Source organism: Actinomadura fulvescens (assembly GCF_039533225.1).
GTDB lineage: Bacteria > Actinomycetota > Actinomycetes > Streptosporangiales > Streptosporangiaceae > Spirillospora > Spirillospora fulvescens.
The window spans coordinates 548,596-566,959 of sequence record NZ_BAAATD010000005.1; the positions used below are offsets into that span (position 1 = coordinate 548,596).

Consider the following 18,364-nt stretch of genomic DNA (forward strand, 5'->3'; position numbering starts at 1 on the left):
TTCGAGACACACCCTAGTCGTCCGGGCGCCGTCCGGCCGCGAGCTCGAACTCCCGCCGGGGCCGCTCCATCGCGCCGAGCGAGACGATCTCGCGCCGGAAGAACAGCGCGAGCGTCCAGTCCGCGGTGACGCGCATCTTGCGGTTGACCGTCGGCACCCGAGACAGATGGTATGTGCGGTGCATGAACCAGGCGAGCACACCCTTCAGCTTGAGGCCGTAAACATTCGCCACACCCTTGTGCAGGCCCAGCCCGGCCACCGAGCCGACATAGGCGTGCCGGTACGGCTTGCGGGGCTTTTCCCGCAGGTCACGCACGATGTTGTCGGCGAGCACCTTGGCCTGGCGCACCGCGTGCTGGGCGTTCGGGGCGGTGAACTCGCCGGGCTTGGTGAGGTCGGGCACGGCCGCGTTGTCGCCCGCCGTGTAGGCCCCGTCGAGGCCCTCCACGGTCAGCTCGGCGGTCGCCTTGACACGCCCCTTGTCGTCGATCGGCAGGTCGCTGTCGCGGACGACCGGGTTGGGCTTGACCCCGGCCGTCCACACCAGCGTGCCGGCGTCGAACTCCTCGCCGTCGCTCAGCACGAGGTGGCGCTTCTCGGCGGACTTGAGCATCGTCTTGAGCCGTACCTCGATGCCGCGTCGCCGCAGGGCCTCGACCGTCCACCGTCCCATCTCGGGGCCGACCTCCGGCAGGATCCGGTCGGCGGCCTCGATCAGCATCCAGCGCAGCTCGCTCTGGTCGATGGTCGGGTACCACTTGACCGCGTCGCGGGACATGTCCTCAAGCTCGGCGAGCGCCTCCACCCCCGCGAAGCCGCCGCCGACGAAAACGAAGGTCAGCGCCCTGCGGCGGGCCTTCTCGTCGTCGATCGAGGACGCGATGTCCAGCTGGTGCAGCACGTGGTTGCGCAGGAAGATCGCCTCTTCGACGGTCTTGAACCCGATGCCGCAGTCGGCGAGGCCGGGGATCGGCATCGTCCGGGAGATCGAGCCCGCGGCCACGACGAGGTGGTCGTAGCCGAACTCCCGCAGCCTCTCCCCCGCCAGCGCGGCCCCGGCGGGCCGTACGGTCACCCGGCGTTCGGCGTGGTCGATCCTGGTGACGTGCCCGTTCACGATCGTGCAGCGTTTGAGGACCTTGCGCAGCGGCGTCACCACGTGCCGCGGCTCGATGTTGCCGGCCGCGGCCTCCGGCAGGAACGGCTGGTAGGTCATATAGGACTGCGGATCCACCACGGTGATCGTTACGTCGCCGCGCCGCAGGTCCCCGCGCAGTTTCTTCTGCAGGCGCAGCGCGGCGTACATGCCGACGTAGCCGCCGCCGACGATAAGGATCTTCCTGGCGTTGTCCGAGGTACGCATAGCTGGCATATCCGGAGCAGTACCCGAATCTGCCACGACGTCACCCAGTGGGGATCCAGCGGACGATCACGACATCAGTAATCGCGCATCGCGGCGAACATCTTCGCCATCTCCGGCATCTCACTGGATGTATCGCAAGAACGGCGGCGGGACAGGGCCCGACGGGGGCGCCAAGCGGCTGGAGCGGATCGCGGGGGTACGTACGACCGCTCCGCCCGCTTGGCCACGGCCCTGCCCCGCCGTTCGACCTCCTGGCGGCCGGGGCGCTAGGGAGCGCCGAGCCCGGCCAGCGTGCGGGCCCGGGCGAAGACGGCGTCGAGCATCGCCTCGGTGACCCTGCCGGTGAAAGTGTTCTGCTGGCTGGGATGGTACGTCCCGATCATCGCCACCGGGCGGCCGGCCGGGGAGGTGATCTCGATCTCCACCCCGTGTCCGAAGGACGGCCGGGGCCTCGGCAGCACGTAGCCGGCCTGCCTCAGCGCGGGCCACGCGCCCTGCCAGGCGTAGCCGCCGAGCATCACCAGGGCCCGCACGCTCGGCGCCACCATCGCGATCTCGCGGGTCAGCCAGGGCTGGCAGGTCAGGCGTTCGGCGGGCGTCGGCTTGTTGTCCGGGGGCGCGCAGCGCACGGTGGCCACCATCCGCGCGCCGATCAGCCGCTGGCCGTCCCCCGCGTGCACGCTGGTGGGCTTGGCGGCGAGGCCGACCCGGTAGAGCGAGGCGAACAGCCAGTCGCCCGACCGGTCCCCGGTGAAGACGCGCCCCGTCCGGTTGCCGCCGTGCGCCGCCGGGGCCAGCCCGATCAGCAGGATCCGCGGCTCGTCCTCGCCCCAGCCGGCGATCGGGCGGCCCCAGTACTCCTCGTGCGAGAACGCCCGGCGCCGTTCGACGGCCACCCGCTCGCGCCATTCGACCAGGCGGTCGCAGGCGCGGCACACCGACTGGCGCGCGCACAGCTCGGCCAAATCGGGTGCCTTCTCCGCCAGCTCGGCCACCTGCGGCGCGTCGTGCGCGACGGGCGTGTCCGGGCTGGCGGGGTCTTCGGGCCACCCTGTTCCCGGCGGTACGAAGGGCGCGTTGGACATGCGAACGATCCTCGCATGTCCCTCGGATCAGCGAGTCGGGGTGGGGGTGGGAGTGGGCGTCGGGGTGGGGCTGGAAGTCGGGGTGAGGCTGGGGGCCGGGCTGATGGTGGGCCGGGGTGCCGCGTTGCCGGGCGTGCAAATGGCTTCCGGGTCGGGCCCCTCGCTCCAGGGTTCCTCCGCGTGCCACGCGCCGCCGGGAGCGGAGTCGCTGAGGTGGAGCGGAAGCGGGTAGGAGTTGGCGATCGGCGGCGGACCGCCGCAACGCCGCAGCTCGTAGCCCCGCGACTGGTAGTCGAGCTGCACGGGGCGGCCGTCCTGGTCGTAGAGCAGGACGTCCTTGAGCGGCTTGCCGTCCTTGGAGTACGGGTAGATGTTCGCAATGTTCGGCGACGCGACGGTGTTGTTCTCGGGCACCGTCTCCTGGCTGACGTTCGCCAACGCCATCTGAGCGAACCCCAGGTGCGTGTACAGGCTGACCAGCAGAAGGACGGCCACGCCGTTGAGCGCGACGGTCATGACCCGCAGCGACGCGTCCCGGCGACCGCGCGACCAGCGCCCGAGCGCCACCGAGGCCACCACGAAGACGATCAACGTCACCCACTGGAACGTGTCCCACGGGCGCGCGTGCCAGTCGTCGTCCAGGAACCGCCAGAGCAACAGGGCCGCGGCCCAGGCCCGCACCAGCCACCACACCGGCCGGAACTCCTTGAGGAAATCCCAAAGGTGCCGGTAGGTATGCGAGCCGTCGGCCTTCTCGCGGAGCCGGGACTCCACCGAATCGAGAGCCCCGAGGACGGTCTCGCGCGCCGACCGGCGGGTCTTCACCGCCCCGGCGCCGTAGGCGCTGCGGAGCTCGGTGGCGTACTGCGCCGGAGTGCCCAGGCGGGCGGCGAGCGGCTCGTCCGACTCGGCGGCCACCTCGGCGAGATGATCTTCCAGGTCCTCCAGCAGCTCGGCCCGGTCGTCCTCGGGAACGTCGGCGAGGGCGGCCCACACGTCCTGGGCGTACCGCGCGATCTCTTCCTGTCTCTCGATCGGCGAGCTCATGGCGTCCCCTTGTCGACGTCGTCCAGCAGGTCGTTCATCGTGTGGGCGAAGGCGGCCCAGGTCTTGGCGGACCGGGCGAGCTGGGTGCGGCCCGCCTCGTTCAGGCCGTAGTACTTGCGGTGCGGCCCCTCCTCGGAGGGGACGACATAGGAGTTGAGCGCCCCCGCCTTGAAGAGCCGGCGGAGCGTGCCGTACACCGAGGCGTCGCCGACGTCGTCGAGCCCGGCGTCGCGCAGCCGTCTGACCACGTCGTAGCCGTAACTGTCGCTGCGGTCGAGGACGGCCAGCACCGCGAGGTCGAGTACGCCCTTGAGCAGCTGGGTGGTGTCCATAATGCGGTAGAGAGTACTACGCATTACGCAGTACCGCACTATGCCCAGGTGGAACGGCCGTATGTGGCGCGCGTCGCAGTGGCCAAGTCATATCGCCCGCCATGGTCGGCTCGATACGATGCGGTTCGCGCTGCCGGTCGGGGAGGTGGGTGTCCGGCGCACCGTGCGGAGCGGAGGCATGCCTTGTCGCAACCGGGCTGGTACCCCGACCCCTATGGCAGCGGCAGCCTGCGCTGGTGGGACGGGCAGAACTGGACACAGAACCTGAATCCCCAGCCGGCGACGCCGCCCCGGCAGGCGGTCCAGCAGCAAGCTCCACAGCCGCAGCCCGCCCCGCAACAGCAGGCGCAGTACGGGCAGTACGGGCAGCAACCCGGGGGGTGGGGGCAACAGGCGGCTCCGCAGGCGCTCGACGCCAACGTACGGGGGCTCCACCTGCATGCCGACGAACAGCTGGTCGGTTACGGCAACACCTCACTCGCCTGGGCACACGTGGAGTGGATCGCCTACTGGGCGGCGGTGCCCACCGGTGGATACGGCCAGCAGCCCGCCGCCGTTCAATGGATCTTCCAGGTCGGCCGTCATCCGTTCCACGGCGGACCGCGGGTCGAGGTGGTCGTCGAGCAGGAGGAGATCTGGCTCCGGCTGGTCGAGGCCTGCCGCCGGCTGGTGGAGCCGCGGCTGGTCGGCGAGCTCGCCCGGCAGGTGCGCGGCGGCGAGTCGATCGACGTGGCTCAGGGGCTGACCGTGCACCCCGGCGGCGTGCGCGGCAACCGCGTCTCGCTGAGCTGGACGGCGATCTCCGGCGCGACGATCGAGAACGGCCGCGTGTGGATTCAGCAGGCGAGCGGCTCGGCCGCGGTGCTGTACGTGCCGCAGCAGAACCCGAACGCCGTCCTCATCCCCGCCCTGCTCGCCGCCCTCAAGCAGTGAGGCCCCGAGCAGCGAGGCGGGGTCAGGCCAGCGACCAGGCGATGCCGTCGAGGATGTCGTGCTCGCTGACCACGACGGCACCGAAACCGTACTCGCGCATGACGCGGTCCAGGATGAGGGCTCCGGCGCCGATGACGTCCACCCGGCCCGGGTGCATGACGCCGATCGCGGCGCGCTCCGCCCGCGTCGCGTGCAGCAGGTTGCGCGTGACCTCGTGCACCTGGCCGGCGGTGATGCGCGACAGGTGTATCCGTTCGGGGTCGTACTCCGGCAGGTTCTGGGCGATCCCGGAGATCGTGGTGACCGAGCCGGCCAGCCCGACGAGGGTGCGCGCCTCGTCCACCGGGACGGTACGGCGGACCTCGGCGAGCGCCGTGTCGATGTCGGCGGCAGCGGCGGTGATCTGGTCGGGCGACGGCGGATCGCCGTCCCTGAGGTGGCGTTCGGTCATGCGCACGCAGCCGATGTCCATCGACCGGGCCGCGTCGACCGTGTCGCCGCCGAGCACGAACTCCGTGGACCCGCCGCCGATGTCGAGCACCAGGTAGGGCCGGGCCGGACGCAGCGCGGCCAGCTCGCGGGTGGCGCCGAAGAACGAGAGGGAGGCCTCCTCGTCACCGCTGATCACCTCGGGCACCACGCCGAAGATGTCGACGACGCCGCTGACGAAGTCGGCCCGGTTGCCCGCGTCGCGGGTCGCGCTGGTCGCGACGACGCGCACCTTCTCGGCCCGGTGGCCTTCGATGAGCTCGGCGTATCCGCGCATCGCCGCGAACGTCCGGTCGAGCGCCTCGGGCGCCAGCCTGCCGGTCCTGTCGACTCCCTGCCCGAGCCGCACGATCTCCATGCGCCGTTCGACGTCGGTCAGCGTCCCGCCGGAGCCGGACGCGCCGTCGGCGACGATGTCGGCGATCAGGAGGCGGACCGAGTTGGTCCCGCAGTCGATCGCGGCAACGCGTGTCACTGGGCCTCCTCGGGGCCGTCCTCGGACTCTGGGTCGGACGTGGGCTTGGGGTCGGACGTGGGTTTGGAGTCGGATAGGGCGTCCGCGCAGACGCACGGGCCCGAACGCCACCACTCGGGCAGGGCGTCCAGTGCCTCGCGGCCGAAGGGATTGACGCCGGGCACCGCGAGCTCGTGCCCGACCAGGGCGTGCAGGCACTTGACCCGTTCGGGCATGCCGCCGGAGCTCTGCATGCCGGCCGGGAGCGGCTCGACGCCGTCCTCGCGCGTCGCCTCGTCGCGCCTGCGCAGATAGTCGGCGTGCGCCTCGGCGTACTTGGCCCTGAGGGACGGATCGCGCGCGAGGCGGTCCTGCATCTCCCGCATGACCCCGCTGCCTTCGAGGGTGCCGATGGCCGAGGCGGCCTTGGGGCACGTCAGGTAGAAGAGCGTGGGGAACGGGGTGCCGTCGGGCAACCGCGGCGAGGTCTCGATCACCGCGGGCAGGCCGCACGGGCACCGGTAGGCCACCCGCCGGATGCCGCGCGGCTCACGGCCGAGCTGGGCCGCGACCGCGGCCTCGTCTGTCCTGCTGATCATTTCCGTCCCCACCCGAGCGCCGCCCCGGGAGTGTCTCCCCACACTCCGGGGCGTCAGCGTGGTCTGTCCGCGGCCTCCACCGACCGCCAGAGCGACTCGTACCACGGCGGCCTGCTGGACCGGCCGCCCTGCTGGGCCTGCTGACCGCCTCCCCCGCCACCGTCAAGAACGATGAAGCACTTCTCCCCTGGATTGCAATAGTGGAGTCTTCGCTTGGCTTCACGCTCAATGTACGACTTATCCCCCAGTCGTTGCTTGCGTTGGGCGAGTTCTTCCACCTGCTTCTGGGCCACCCGTTCCTTGTGCTCCAGGTCGGCTATCTCCTGGCGCTGCGCGACGTACTCGCGCACGGGATAGGCCAGGCTCAGCGCGATGGCGCACATCACGATCGCCAGGATCGCGGCGCGGCTGGTCAGTGCCGGGTTCTTGCGCGTACCGCCGCCCGGGGAAGGGTCCTTGTCCCCCCGGGCGGCCTTACGGTCGTCGTCCTTCGCCAAAGCGAACGCCCCCTTGCGGGTCGACGGCGGTGCGAAGCGGGTCAGCCTTCCCAGGTGAAACGCGGGAAGGCGGCGGCACCGGCGTAGCGGGCGCCGTCGTCCAGGAGCTCCTCGATGCGCAGGAGCTGGTTGTACTTGGCCACGCGGTCGCTGCGCGCCGGGGCGCCGGTCTTGATCTGGCCGCAGTTGGTGGCGACGGCCAGGTCGGCGATCGTGGTGTCCTCGGTCTCGCCGGACCGGTGGCTCATCATGCACCTGTAGCCGTTGCTCTGCGCCAGCGAGACGGCGTCGAGCGTCTCGGTCAGCGTGCCGATCTGGTTGACCTTGACCAGCAGCGCGTTGGCGGTGCCGGTGTCGATGCCGCGCTGGAGCCGCTCGGGGTTGGTGACGAACAGGTCGTCACCGACGAGCTGGACCTTGCCGCCGATCGCCTCGGTGAGGGCCTGCCAGCCCGTCCAGTCCTCCTCGTCGAGCGGGTCCTCGATGGAGACCAGCGGGTAGGCGTCGACCAGCTCGCCGTAGTAGGCGGCCATCTGGTCGGCGCCGCGCTTGGTGCCCTCGAAGTCGTACGACCCGTCGGCGTGGAACTCCGACGCCGCCACGTCCAGCGCCACGGCGATGTCGCGGCCCGGGGCGAAGCCGGCCTTCCCGATCGCCTCGACGATCAGGTCGAGCGCGTCCCGGTTGGTCGGCAGGTCGGGGGCGAAGCCGCCCTCGTCACCGAGACCGGTCGCCAGGCCGCGGCTCTTCAGCACCGACTTGAGCGCGTGGTAGGTCTCGGCGCCCCAGCGGACGGCGTCGGAGAACGTCGGCGCGCCGATCGGCGCGATCATGAACTCCTGGACGTCCACGTTGGTGTCGGCGTGCGCGCCGCCGTTCAGGATGTTCATCATCGGGACCGGCAGCAGGTGCGCGTTGGGACCGCCCACGTAGCGGAACAGCGGCAGCCCGGCGGAGTCGGCCGCGGCGCGCGCGACCGCGAGGCTGACGCCCAGGATCGCGTTGGCGCCGAGCGTGGCCTTGTTGGGCGTGCCGTCCAGGTCGATCAGCAGCTGGTCGATCAGCCGCTGCTCGGACGCCGGGTAGCCGACGAGCTTCTCGTCGATGGTCTCGTTGACGGCGCGGACGGCCTCGCGCACGCCCTTGCCGCCGTACCGCTCCCCGCCGTCGCGCAGCTCGACGGCCTCGAACTGGCCGGTGGAGGCGCCGCTCGGCACCATGGCGCGCTGCTCGGTCCCGTCGGCGAGCAGCACCTCGACCTCGACGGTCGGGTTGCCGCGGGAGTCAAGGACCTCCCGGGCGAGTACGGCCTCGATCGACGACACGGGCAGCTCCCTTTGGTTACAGCGGATGGTTCGCGGTGGAGACGGTTTGCGGACCCGAGCCTATCGAAGGCCGCACCGGACCATCGAAGGCAGACCGTCGTTACGGAACCGTGCCAGTCCGACGACTTGACGAAGGTATTACCCACCTTGTCTACTGTGTCCATCAAACACACTTGTTTAGTAGGGATTACTGACAATGACTCGCAGGTTCCGAGGGCGCATCGCCGCCACAACCCTGATCGTCCTCGCCGGAGCGGGCACGCTCGGCGCCTGCGGCGACGACTCGGGCTCCGGCGGGTCGGGCGCGGGGGCTCCGCTCAAGCTCGGCTACTTCCCGAACGTCACGCACGCGACCGCCCTGGTCGGTGTCGAGAAGGGCATCTTCACCAAGCACCTGGGCACCGCACCCAAGACCGCGACGTTCAACGCGGGGCCCTCCGCCGTCGAGGCGGTCTTCTCCGGTGCGGTCGACGCCACGTTCGTCGGGCCCAACCCGGCCATCAACGCCTGGTCCAAGTCCAAGGGCAAGGCCATCAAGATCATCTCGGGCGCGGCCTCGGGTGGCGTCGCGCTGGTCGTCAAGCCCGGCATCAAGTCCGTGCAGGACCTCAGGGGCAAGAAGATCGCCACCCCGCAGCTCGGCAACACCCAGGACGTGGCGATCCGGCACTGGCTCAAGAAGAACGGTCTGACCGCCAACAAGGACGGCAGCGGCGACGTCAAGGTCGTCCCGCAGGAGAACTCCACCACCCTGCAGACCTTCGCCCAGGGCACCATCGACGGCGCCTGGGTGCCCGAGCCGTTCGCCTCCCGGCTCGTCCTGGAGAGCAAGGGCGTCAAGCTCCTCGACGAGAAGACCCTCTGGCCGGGCGGCAAGTTCGTCATCACCCACCTGATCGTCCGCCAGGACTACCTGAAGGAGCACCCCGACCAGGTCAAGAAGCTCCTCCAGGGCGTCGTCGAGGCGACCGCCTACCTCAACGACAACCAGGCCGAGGCCAAGACCGCGGTCAACGCCGCCCTCTCCAAGCACAGTGGCAAGCCGCTCAAGGAGGACGTCCTGAACTCGGCGTTCAAGGAGATCCTCTTCACCACCGACCCGGTCGCCCCCTCGCTGGTCCAGGGCGCCCGGCACGCCGAGGAGATCGGTCTGCTGGAGAAGACCGACCTGGCCGGCATCTACGACCTCGGACCCCTCAACGAGATCCTCAAGACAAGCGGAAAGGCACAGGTCAGCGACAAATGACACAGGCCGTCCAGGCCGCCCCGAGCCGGACCGCGGCCGCGGTCCGGCTCGACGGCGTCTCCAAAGCATTCGGATCAGGAACCTCGGCGCTGCTGGCGCTGGACAACGTCTCGCTGGACGTCGCCCCCGGGGAGTTCGTCTGCCTGCTGGGCGCGTCCGGCTGCGGCAAGAGCACCCTGCTCAACCTCGTCGCCGATCTCGACCGGCCGACCGCCGGGACGGTCGACACCGAGGGCGCCAGGGTCGCGCTGATGTTCCAGGAGCCCGCGCTCTTCCCGTGGCTGAACGTCACCGCCAACCTCGAACTGGCGCTCAAGATGCGCGGCGTGCCCCGGCAGGAGCGGCGTGCCCGCGCGGCCGAGCTGCTCGACTCGGTCCACCTGGGCGGGTTCGCCAAGAAGCGCCCGCACCAGCTCTCAGGCGGCATGCGGCAGCGGGTCGCGCTGGCCCGGGCGCTGGCGCTCACCGTGAACGAGACCGACGGCGCCCAGGCGGCCGAGAAGCAGGGCACCGTGCTGCTCATGGACGAGCCGTTCGGCGCGCTCGACGCGATGACCCGCGACCTGCTGCACGACGAGATCGAGCGGATCTGGCGCGAACGCGACCTGACCATCCTGTTCGTGACGCACAACGTGCGCGAGGCCGTGCGGCTCGGAGACCGCGTGGTGCTGCTCAGCAGCCGGCCCGGCCGGGTGATCCGGGAGTTCCCGGTCCCCATGGAACGTCCGAGGCGCATCGACTCCACCGAGGTCGCCGAACTCGCGGCGTCCATCACCGACCGGCTCCGCGAGGAGGTCAGCCGCCATGGCGCTTGAGATCGGCCGCAAGCAGGCCCCCGAGCTGGACCGGCAGATCACCGGTCTGGACGCCCTCGAACTGACCGCGGGCACCCGGCGCAATCCGGTCGGCCGGTTCTGGTCCGCGCTCTGGCCGATGATCACGGCCGTCGTGATCGCCCTGGCCGCCTGGCAGCTGGTGGTGCTGAGCGGCTGGAAGGACCGCTACGTCCTGCCCGGCCCGACGGACATGGCGCCCGACTTCGTCGACCAGCTCACCAGCGGCTCGTTCTGGGAGGCGGTCGCGCTGACCATGCAGCGCGCCGTCACCGGGTTCGCCCTGTCCATCGCGATCGGCGTGGTGGTCGGCGTGGTGGTGTCGCAGTCCCGGATCATGCGCCGCGCGTTCGGGTCGCTGATCACCGGTCTGCAGACGATGCCGTCGATCGCCTGGTTCCCGCTGGCGATCCTGCTGTTCAAGCTCAGCGAGAGCGCGATCCTCTTCGTCGTCGTGCTCGGCGCCGCCCCCTCGATCGCCAACGGGCTGATCGCCGGCGTCGACTACACGCCGCCGATCCTGCTGCGCGCGGGCAAGGTCATGGGACTGCGGGGACTCGACTTCTACCGTCACCTGATCATGCCCGCGTCGCTGCCGTCGTTCGTCGCGGGGCTCAAGCAGGGCTGGGCGTTCGCGTGGCGGAGCCTGATGGCCGGCGAGCTGCTGGTCATCATCGGCGACACCACCTCGCTCGGCGTCCTGCTGTCGCAGGCCCGCGAGCTGAACGACACCCCCGCCATGATCTCGTACATGATCATGATCCTGCTCATCGGCATCCTCATCGACCAGCTCTTCGGCGTGGTCGACCGCGCCATCCGCACCCGCTGGGGCCTCGACTCCACCTGACCCCGCCGCACGAGTGTTCCTTGACCTGTTGAGCGGATGGCATTTGCCCAGCTCAGGGTAGTAGACAGCGCGATGAACGCGCTGTGGCGATGGATCCGGAGAGAGCCCGAGATCCGGGTCCGGGTCACGGTCTCGGCGGTGCTCGTCTCCGGCCTGCTCGCGACCGCGCTCTATGTCGCGGTGATGACGCTGGTCCGCCGGGACGAGGTGGCGGACCAGCAGCGGATCCTCGCCCGGACGGGGCGCCGCGTGGCCGCCCTGGTGCGGCTGGACCGGCTGACCGAGAGCACGATCACGGGCAACGTGGATCTGGTCCAGGTCGTGGACGCCCGGGGCCGCGTGCTCGCCACGACCCCGGGGATGAAGGGCTATCCCCGGGTCGGCTTCCCCGCCCCGAAGGACGATGACCGGCTCGACGGTGTCACCTGCCGGGCGCGCGGGCACGGCTGCTATCTCGTGGTGGCCATCCGGGTCGATGACACGGCCGACTCCCGGTTCGTCTACACGCTGGCCCGCCGGCCCGGGCTCGTGCCGCGGCCCCTGCTCGGCGCGGCCCTGGCGCTCTGCGTACCGCTGATCGCCGGTCTGATCGGCTACGGCACCTGGCGCTCGGCGGGGCGGACGCTGCGCCCGGTGAACGAGATCCGGCGCGAACTGGACGAGATCACCGCGTCCGACCTCGAACGCCGCGTGCCCGTACCGCCCCGCGACGACGAGATCGCCCGCCTCGCCAGGTCCGTCAACGCCACGCTCGACCGGCTCGAAGGGGCCGTCGCCAAACAGCGCGCGTTCGTCTCCGACCTCTCCCACGAGCTGCGCAGCCCCCTCACCGGTCTGCGCACGGAGCTGGAGCTCGCGCTGTCCTACCCCGACGCCGACGCCGACGCCGACGTCGACGTCGACGTCGACGTCGACGAGACCCTCCAGGCCTCCCTGAAGAACACCGAGCGCCTTCAGGCCGTCGTCGACGACCTCCAGGCCCTGGCGCGCCTGGACTCCCAGGAGGGTCTCAAGCGCGAGCCCGTCGACCTGCACGAACTCGCCGACCAGGAGATCCTCCGCCGCCCCCGCCGCGCCGGGGTCACGATCAAGGACGACGAGACCGTCGTCGTCCAGGGCGGCCGCAAGGAGCTCGCCCGGCTGTTCGCCAACCTCATCGACAACGCCGACCGCCACGCGGCGTCCACCCTCACCATCGACCTCCGGAACGTGCCGGGCGGGGTCCAGGTCGAGTTCATCGACGACGGCCTCGGGATCGCACCGGGCGACCGCGAGCGGATCTTCGAACGGTTCACCCGGCTGGCCGACAGCGTCCACCGCGACGCGGGCGGTACCGGGCTCGGCCTCGCCATCGCCCGCGACATCGCGGTCGCCCATGGCGGCACCCTCACCGTCACCGACCGCGAGGACGGCGCCAGGGGCGCGCGTTTCGTCCTCCGCCTCCCCTCGGACTGACCGTCGCCGGCGGGCGGATCAGGCGAGGTCGGCCGCGGTGACGGAGACCTCGGTCCCGGTCGACGCGTCAGCGCCCATCGCCCGCGCCAGCCTGCGGTAACGGGCGGCGTCGTCGCGGCGGGACTGGCGCTCCAGCGAACGGGCGAGCGCCTCGTAGGCCCAGCCGTTGCCCGGGTCGAGCTCGACCAGCCGCCGGAAGGCCTCCTCCGCACGGCTCAGCTGAGCGCTGTGGAAGTAGGCCCGGCCGAGCAACTCGACCAGCGCGCGGTTGGACGGGTCGCCGGCGACGATCGGGGCCAGAATCCGTGCGGCCGAGATGTAGTCCTTCGCGTCGAAGAACATCGTCGCGCGGCGGTACTCCTCGTAGGTGGTCATCCGGCCTCCCCTCGGTCGGTTGGGACGGCCCCTACAACCCGGGCTGGAAGTCCTTTGTTCCTGAGGACTTCAGGGCCGCGTCGATGGCGGTGACGAAGGAGTTCAGGTCGTGGTCGCCCTCGTACATCTCCCCGTTGATGAAGAAGGACGGCGTTCCCATGACGCCGCTGCGTTCCCCGGACTCAAGGTCGGCGTTGACGCGGGCGCGGTGACGGTCGATGTCGGTCCACGGGTCGAAGCCGAGTTCGTCGGCGTAGCGGGTGAGGTCGGCGTCGGTAAGGGCCAGCTGGTTGTCGAAGAGCTTGCCGTGCATCTCCCAGAAGAGCCCGTGGTCGCCGGCGGCCTCGGAGATCAGCGCGGCGGGGACGGCGCGGGGATGGATCTCCCGCAACGGGAAGTGGCGGAAGACGAAGCGCAGCTTGTCGCCGTAACGTTCGCGCAGGCGCGCCAGCGTCTTCTCCGCCTTCCCGCAGTACGGGCATTCGAAGTCGCCGTACTCCACCAGCGTGACAGGGGCGTCCGCGGGCCCGAGGACATGGTCGCCGCCGGTGACGGGAGGAAGCGGCTCGGGCTCCACGTCGCGTTCGTCGGGCGGGCCGGACGGCGCGGGCGGGGCGCAGACGGCGCCGCGGTCCCAGGCGAGACGGAAGACCAGCCAGCCGAGGCCCGCGGCCAGCGACGAGCCCACCAGAATGCCGATCTTGGCCTGGCTCTGCAGCGCCGCGTCGTCGGCGAACGCGAGATCGGCGATGAACAGCGACACGGTGAACCCGATGCCCGCGACGGCGGCGCCCCCGAGGATCTGGCCCCAGACGAGATCGCCCGGCAGGTCCCCCCACCTGAGCCGCAGCGGTATCCACGCCCCGAGCGTCACTCCGGCGAACTTGCCGGCCACGAGCCCGAGGGCGATGCCCAGCGTGATCGGCGAGGTGGCCGCCCGGCGGAGCGTCTCGGCGTCCAGCCGCACCCCCGCGTTCGCGAGGGCGAAGATCGGCACGATGACGTAGCTCGTCCACGGGTGCAGGCGGAACTGGAGCCGCTCGTTCACCGACACCGTCCGCTGCACGCTGCGGGTCGCCTCACGCGCGAGCTCGGGGCTGGGGTCGCGGGAGAGCGCCTGCACGAGCTCGCCCGCGCGCAGCAGTTTCGGCCCGCTCGGCGCGTAGACCAGGACGAGCGCGCCGAGGAGGATCCCGGCGAGTGTGGGGTGCACACCGCTCTTGAGCGTGGCGGCCCACACCCCGATGCCGAGCAGGACGTACGCGGGAGCCCGCCAGATGTTGATCTTCCGCAGCGCGACGATGAGGGCGACGAACACGAGCGCGACCAGCAGCGCGGGCACCCACAGGTTCTCGGTGTAGAAGATCGCGACCACCAGCATCGCGCCGACGTCGTCCACGACCGAGAGCGTGAGCAGGAACGCGCGCAGCGGCTCCGGGCAGCGGGTGCCGATGACCGCCAGCAGGCCCAGCACGAACGCGGTGTCGCTGGCGATCGGGATGCCCCAGGCGTGCGCGCCCGCGCCGCCCGCGTTCAGGGCGAAGTAGATCAGGGCGGGCAGGATCATCCCGCCGAGCGCGGCCATCACCGGGACCGCGATCATCCGCCGGTCGCGCAGCTGCCCGAACTGGACCTCGCGGCTGACCTCCAGCCCGATGACGAAGAAGAACACCGCCATCAGGCCCGTGTTGACCCAGTCCCGCAGGTTCAGCGCGAACGCGTGCGTCCCGAGGTGCAGCGACAGGTCGGTGCGCCAGAACGTGTCGTAGGTGTCGCCCCACGGCGAGTTGGCCCACACCAGCCCGGCCGCGGTGGCGGCCAGCAGCACCAGCGTGCTGCCCGTCTCCGTCGCCAGGAACGGGCGCAGGCCGTCGGAGACGACCCGCGCGGCCATGGACCGCTGGGCCGGCACGTCAGAGGCGGATCACGGTCTTACCGCGGGCGCCGCCGGCACGACCACGGGCGATCGCCGCCGGCGTGTCCTCCAGGGAGACCTCCTCGTGGACCCTGACCCGCAGCTTGCCGGCGTCGATGAGGTCGGCGATCCGCGCCAGCAGCTCCGGGCTCGACTCGTCGCCGAGATTGAGCCCCCGCAGCTGCTGGGCCGCCATCTTGTCCGGGTTCACCGACCAGATGGAGCTGATGTACGTACCGCCGGGGCGGAGCAGTCCCGCGAGGCGGTCGACGCCCGCCTGGTCGCTGACCAGGTCGATGATCTCGTCGATGCCCTCGGAGTGCGTCCGGAGCACCTGCCCGTTGAGGTCGCCCTCGCCGTGGTCGACGGTCTCGGCGGCACCGAGACGGCGCATCTCGTCCGCCATGTCGGCGTGCGCGGTCGCGATGACCTTGGCGCCGCGGTCGGCCGCGAGCTGGACCGCGGACTGGCCGACCCCGCCGGTCGCGCCCACGACCAGCACGGTGTGCCCCTCGTCCACCCCGGCGTTCTCGACCATGGTGAACGCCGCCATCGTCGCGGTGGGCACCGCGGCGGCCTGGCTGTAGATCATGCCGTCGGGCATCGGCGCCACGGCGGCCCCCGGCGTGGCGATGGCGTACTCGGCGAAACTGCCCAGCCCGCGCGGCGGCACGAAGAACCGGCCGTAGACCTGCTCACCCGGCCGGAACGGCGTCTCCCCCTCCCCTGTCTCCTCGACCACCCCGGCCCCGTCCATCCCCATGATCAGCGGGAACGCGTGGTCGACGGAGTCCTTCCAGGCACCGTCACTGATCTTCCAGTCGACCGGGTTGAGCCCGGCGGCGACCATCTTGACCAGCGTCTCACCCGGGCCGGGTTCTGGCACCGGCAGGTTCATGAGCGCCGGGGTGGCGCCGAACTCGGACACGGCGATGGCTCGCATGGCGAATCCCCCGATCAACGTGCTGTCTGCCCCGCCACGTGATCTACCCCATGAAACGCCAGGTCAAAGCCCCGACACGGGGACGGGCTCAGCGGCTCCGGCGCGTCAGTCCGGCAGACCGGGGAACCTCGGCGGTTCCGGGAAAGGCAGGCCGGGGAGCTTCTTCTTGCCCTTGCTGACCCGCAGCGTGATGCTGTCACCGGGCTCGGCCGATCCCGGGCCGGGCTCCATCTCCGCGACCGTGCCCTTCTCGTACCTCTCAGAGGCCACCGGACGGCCGACGCTCACCCGGAACCCGGCGGCCCGGAGCCTGGCGACCGCCGCCCGCAGCTTCATGCCGCGGACGTCGGGGATCTTGACTTTGTCCTCGCCCGACCCCTTGCTGAAGTAGTGCGAGGGCGGCCGGTGGAACGAGGTCGCGTCCCGGCCCGCCAGGGCGCCCGCCATGCTGTCCTGCCAGATGGGCGCCGGGATCGTGGCGCCGAACACCGAGCCGTAGCAGGTGCCGTCCATGCACAGGCTGGTCATCGGGTACCGGTAGCCGCCGCGCGGATCTCCCACCCAGACCGCCGCGGCCAGGTCCGGGGTGTAGCCCGCGAACCAGGCGGCGGAGAAGTTGTCCACCGTGCCGGTCTTGCCGGCGGCGGGCCGGCCGATGCCCATGCCGCGCGCGGTGCCCTTGGTGAGCACGCCGCGCAGCACGTGGTTGACGGCGTCGGCGACGCCCTTGTCCATGACCTGCTTGCAGCCCGCGCCCGGCACCTTGACCGGCTTGCCCGCGGCGTCGGTGATGCGCTTGATCGCGATCGGCGAGCAGTACTCGCCCCGGGCGCCGAACGCCGCGTACGCCGCCGCCAGCCGCAGCGGCGACACCGTGTTGAACCCGAGGGTGAACGAGGCGAACTGCTGCATCGGCTCGCCGCCGGCCTGCCGCATGCCCAGCCGTTCGGCCATCTTGACCGTGTCGCACAGGCCGACCTCACGCTGCAACGCGAGGAAGAACGTGTTGACCGAGTGCTGCGTGCCCGTGGTGAGGCTGAAGGTGCGTCCGCCCTCGCCGTCGGCGCTGTTGCGCAGCGAGGAGGACGGATCGCCGACCCGCTCACCCTTGCAGTTGCGGTAGCCGGTGGGGACGAAGCGGCGCGGCGCCATCAGCCGGGTGCCGAACGGCATGTCCTCTTCGAGCGCGGCGGCCAGCGTGAACGCCTTGAACGTCGATCCGGCCTGCATGCCGATGCTGGAACCATGGCTGGCGTCGGCCGCGAAGTTGATCCATGTCTTGCCGCGCACCTTGTCCGAGCCGAGCTTGCGGTCGACGACCATGCCCTTGATCTCTCCGGTGCCGGGCTGGACGAGCGCCTCGGCGGCGGCCTTGCGCGCGGAGTTCTTGCGCGGGACGTGACTGTCGACGGCGCGCTGGGCGGCCTTCTGCGTCTGCCAGTCCAGCGTGGTGTGGATGGTCAGGCCGCCGCGCTTGAGCAGCCGCTCCCGCGCCTTGGGCGTCGCCCCGAACACGGGATTGGTGAGGATCTCGCGCTGCACGTAGTCGCAGAAGAACGGCGCCTTGCTCGTGACGCAGCCGTTGGGGGTGTCGTGCAGATCGAGATGCAGGTCCTGGGCAGCGGTGAGGTCGGCGGTACGGCGGTCGATCCAGCCGAGCTCGGCCATCCGCTGCAGGACGACGTTGCGGCGTTCCTTGGCGCGGCCCGGATAGCGGGTCGGGTCGTAGGCGTACGGGTAGCGGATCACACCGGCGAGCGTCGCGGCCTCGTTCAGGTTGAGCCGGGACGCGGGCTTGTCGTAGTAGTGCCGGGCGGCGGCCTCGATGCCGTACGCGCCGTCGCCGTAGTAGGCGATGTTGAGGTAGCGCCGGAAGATCTCGTCCTTGGAGAATCTCTTCTCCAGCGCCACCGCGTAGCGCAGCTCGCGGACCTTGCGGGCCGCGCTGATCTCCTTGGCGGCCTGCGCCTGCTCCCGCGACTCGGCCTGGGTGAGCAGCAGGTTCTTCACGTACTGCTGGGTGATGCCCGACCCGCCCTGGGTCACCTCGCCGGAGCCGAGATTGCTGGCGAGCGCGCGAAGCGTCCCCTTGGAGTCGAGCGCGCCGTGCTCGTAGAACCGGCTGTCCTCGATCGCCAGCACCGCCCGCCGGACGACCGGTGCGATCTTGCTCAGCGGGACGTCGATACGGTTCTGGTAGTAGAACGTGGCGATCGTCGAGCCGTCCGCCGCCAGGATCTTGGAACGCAGCGGCACGCCCGAGGTGTCGAGGTCGGCCGGCTCGCTCTGGAACCACGTCGAGGTGTCGCGGGCCCCGACGCCGACCGTGCACAACGTGGGCAGGAGGAGCAGTGCGACCAGGACGCCCGCGAGCAGCGCGAGACCACCGAGGCCTCTGATCGCACGAGCCTTCTGCCCGGCGCCTCCACGACCACCGCGCTCTCCGGTCCCAGCCAGCACGCGCTCAGCGTAAACGGACGTACCTCGCAAGACCACCCCATTGGCGATCTTCCGTACAGGTTCCCGCGTCCTGTCGCGTACCTGGTCCCGCGTCCGGTCCAGCAGATCGCGGGCGACGGACGCCCCGCGCGCGGTCCACCAGCGGCGCGGCGGGCTCCGCCGTCCG

17 protein-coding genes are annotated in these 18,364 nt (G+C 70.9%); 5 read left to right on the top strand and 12 right to left on the bottom strand.

What is annotated here, in order from left to right:
- Positions 1-13 precede the first annotated feature (13 nt).
- The 4 genes from ABD333_RS21560 to ABD333_RS21575 form a co-directional block, all read right to left on the bottom strand.
- Entirely contained in the window at positions 14-1,363 is a 1,350-nt protein-coding gene (locus ABD333_RS21560; RefSeq protein WP_344543518.1) for an NAD(P)/FAD-dependent oxidoreductase, read from the bottom strand.
- 266 nt (positions 1,364-1,629) lie between these two features.
- Positions 1,630-2,448 carry a uracil-DNA glycosylase gene (locus tag ABD333_RS21565; RefSeq protein ID WP_344543519.1) on the bottom strand — a complete coding sequence of 273 codons (819 nt, stop codon included), beginning with the start codon at positions 2,446-2,448 and terminating at the stop codon, positions 1,630-1,632.
- A gap of 27 nt (positions 2,449-2,475) precedes the next feature.
- Positions 2,476-3,495 carry an HAAS signaling domain-containing protein gene (locus ABD333_RS21570; RefSeq protein ID WP_344543521.1) on the bottom strand — a complete coding sequence of 340 codons (1,020 nt, stop codon included), beginning with the start codon at positions 3,493-3,495 and terminating at the stop codon, positions 2,476-2,478.
- Positions 3,492-3,827, bottom strand: coding sequence for a PadR family transcriptional regulator (locus ABD333_RS21575; RefSeq protein ID WP_344543522.1), 336 nt, complete (start codon positions 3,825-3,827; stop codon positions 3,492-3,494). The genes ABD333_RS21570 and ABD333_RS21575 overlap by 4 nt, the downstream gene beginning before the upstream one ends.
- 183 nt (positions 3,828-4,010) lie before the next feature.
- Here ABD333_RS21575 and ABD333_RS21580 point away from each other — a divergent pair, with 183 nt between their 5' ends.
- A complete protein-coding gene (locus tag ABD333_RS21580) occupies positions 4,011-4,760 on the top strand; it encodes a DUF2510 domain-containing protein (RefSeq protein WP_344543524.1) in 750 nt (249 codons plus the stop codon).
- Between the two features lie 22 nt (positions 4,761-4,782).
- On the opposite strand, the gene ABD333_RS21585 is transcribed toward ABD333_RS21580, so the two are convergent.
- From ABD333_RS21585 to eno, 4 genes are read right to left on the bottom strand one after another with little or no spacing between them, the layout of a single operon-like run.
- Positions 4,783-5,724, bottom strand: a complete 942-nt coding sequence (locus ABD333_RS21585; RefSeq protein ID WP_344543525.1) for a Ppx/GppA phosphatase family protein — start codon at positions 5,722-5,724, stop codon at positions 4,783-4,785.
- Complete coding sequence (locus ABD333_RS21590) at positions 5,721-6,302, bottom strand: DUF501 domain-containing protein (protein ID WP_344543527.1); 582 nt, start codon at positions 6,300-6,302, stop codon at positions 5,721-5,723. The genes ABD333_RS21585 and ABD333_RS21590 overlap by 4 nt, the downstream gene beginning before the upstream one ends.
- 53 nt (positions 6,303-6,355) lie before the next feature.
- Positions 6,356-6,799 carry an FtsB family cell division protein gene (locus tag ABD333_RS21595; RefSeq protein ID WP_344543528.1) on the bottom strand — a complete coding sequence of 148 codons (444 nt, stop codon included), beginning with the start codon at positions 6,797-6,799 and terminating at the stop codon, positions 6,356-6,358.
- A 41-nt stretch (positions 6,800-6,840) separates the two neighbouring features.
- Entirely contained in the window at positions 6,841-8,124 is a 1,284-nt protein-coding gene (gene eno, locus ABD333_RS21600; protein ID WP_344543530.1) for a phosphopyruvate hydratase, read from the bottom strand.
- A gap of 196 nt (positions 8,125-8,320) precedes the next feature.
- Here eno and ABD333_RS21605 point away from each other — a divergent pair, with 196 nt between their 5' ends.
- The 4 genes from ABD333_RS21605 (at position 8,321) to ABD333_RS21620 (ending at position 12,505) form a co-directional block, all read left to right on the top strand.
- On the top strand, positions 8,321-9,370 hold the full coding sequence (locus ABD333_RS21605; RefSeq protein WP_344543531.1) for an ABC transporter substrate-binding protein: 1,050 nt from the start codon (positions 8,321-8,323) through the stop codon (positions 9,368-9,370).
- Complete coding sequence (locus ABD333_RS21610; RefSeq protein WP_344543533.1) at positions 9,367-10,185, top strand: ABC transporter ATP-binding protein; 819 nt, start codon at positions 9,367-9,369, stop codon at positions 10,183-10,185. Before ABD333_RS21605 ends, ABD333_RS21610 begins: the two co-directional genes overlap by 4 nt.
- Positions 10,175-11,050 carry an ABC transporter permease gene (locus tag ABD333_RS21615; RefSeq protein WP_344543534.1) on the top strand — a complete coding sequence of 292 codons (876 nt, stop codon included), beginning with the start codon at positions 10,175-10,177 and terminating at the stop codon, positions 11,048-11,050. The genes ABD333_RS21610 and ABD333_RS21615 overlap by 11 nt, the downstream gene beginning before the upstream one ends.
- 72 nt (positions 11,051-11,122) lie before the next feature.
- On the top strand, positions 11,123-12,505 hold the full coding sequence (locus ABD333_RS21620) for a sensor histidine kinase (protein ID WP_344543536.1): 1,383 nt from the start codon (positions 11,123-11,125) through the stop codon (positions 12,503-12,505).
- 18 nt (positions 12,506-12,523) lie between these two features.
- Here the strand turns inward: ABD333_RS21620 and ABD333_RS21625 are convergent, their stop codons facing one another.
- The 4 genes from ABD333_RS21625 to ABD333_RS21640 form a co-directional block, all read right to left on the bottom strand.
- Positions 12,524-12,880, bottom strand: a complete 357-nt coding sequence (locus ABD333_RS21625) for a tetratricopeptide repeat protein (RefSeq protein WP_344543537.1) — start codon at positions 12,878-12,880, stop codon at positions 12,524-12,526.
- 31 nt (positions 12,881-12,911) lie between these two features.
- Positions 12,912-14,792 carry a Na+/H+ antiporter NhaA gene (gene nhaA / locus ABD333_RS21630; RefSeq protein WP_344543539.1) on the bottom strand — a complete coding sequence of 627 codons (1,881 nt, stop codon included), beginning with the start codon at positions 14,790-14,792 and terminating at the stop codon, positions 12,912-12,914.
- A gap of 1 nt (position 14,793) precedes the next feature.
- Positions 14,794-15,738 carry an NADP-dependent oxidoreductase gene (locus tag ABD333_RS21635; RefSeq protein WP_344543540.1) on the bottom strand — a complete coding sequence of 315 codons (945 nt, stop codon included), beginning with the start codon at positions 15,736-15,738 and terminating at the stop codon, positions 14,794-14,796.
- A gap of 105 nt (positions 15,739-15,843) precedes the next feature.
- Positions 15,844-18,198, bottom strand: a complete 2,355-nt coding sequence (locus ABD333_RS21640) for a transglycosylase domain-containing protein (RefSeq protein ID WP_344543542.1) — start codon at positions 18,196-18,198, stop codon at positions 15,844-15,846.
- Between the last annotated feature and the right edge of the window lie 166 nt (positions 18,199-18,364).

Bases quoted from the DNA above. Each gene is read 5' to 3' on its own strand.
- ABD333_RS21605 (WP_344543531.1), top strand. From the start codon at position 8,321: ATGACTCGCAGGTTCCGAGGGCGCATCGCCGCCACAACCCTGATCGTC.
- ABD333_RS21615 (WP_344543534.1), top strand. From the start codon at position 10,175: ATGGCGCTTGAGATCGGCCGCAAGCAGGCCCCCGAGCTGGACCGGCAG.
- ABD333_RS21575 (WP_344543522.1), bottom strand. From the start codon at position 3,827: ATGGACACCACCCAGCTGCTCAAGGGCGTACTCGACCTCGCGGTGCTG.
- ABD333_RS21635 (WP_344543540.1), bottom strand. From the start codon at position 15,738: ATGCGAGCCATCGCCGTGTCCGAGTTCGGCGCCACCCCGGCGCTCATG.
- ABD333_RS21610 (WP_344543533.1), top strand. From the start codon at position 9,367: ATGACACAGGCCGTCCAGGCCGCCCCGAGCCGGACCGCGGCCGCGGTC.
- ABD333_RS21590 (WP_344543527.1), bottom strand. From the start codon at position 6,302: ATGATCAGCAGGACAGACGAGGCCGCGGTCGCGGCCCAGCTCGGCCGT.
- ABD333_RS21625 (WP_344543537.1), bottom strand. From the start codon at position 12,880: ATGACCACCTACGAGGAGTACCGCCGCGCGACGATGTTCTTCGACGCG.
- ABD333_RS21560 (WP_344543518.1), bottom strand. From the start codon at position 1,363: ATGCGTACCTCGGACAACGCCAGGAAGATCCTTATCGTCGGCGGCGGC.
- ABD333_RS21620 (WP_344543536.1), top strand. From the start codon at position 11,123: ATGAACGCGCTGTGGCGATGGATCCGGAGAGAGCCCGAGATCCGGGTC.
- ABD333_RS21565 (WP_344543519.1), bottom strand. From the start codon at position 2,448: ATGTCCAACGCGCCCTTCGTACCGCCGGGAACAGGGTGGCCCGAAGAC.
- ABD333_RS21570 (WP_344543521.1), bottom strand. From the start codon at position 3,495: ATGAGCTCGCCGATCGAGAGACAGGAAGAGATCGCGCGGTACGCCCAG.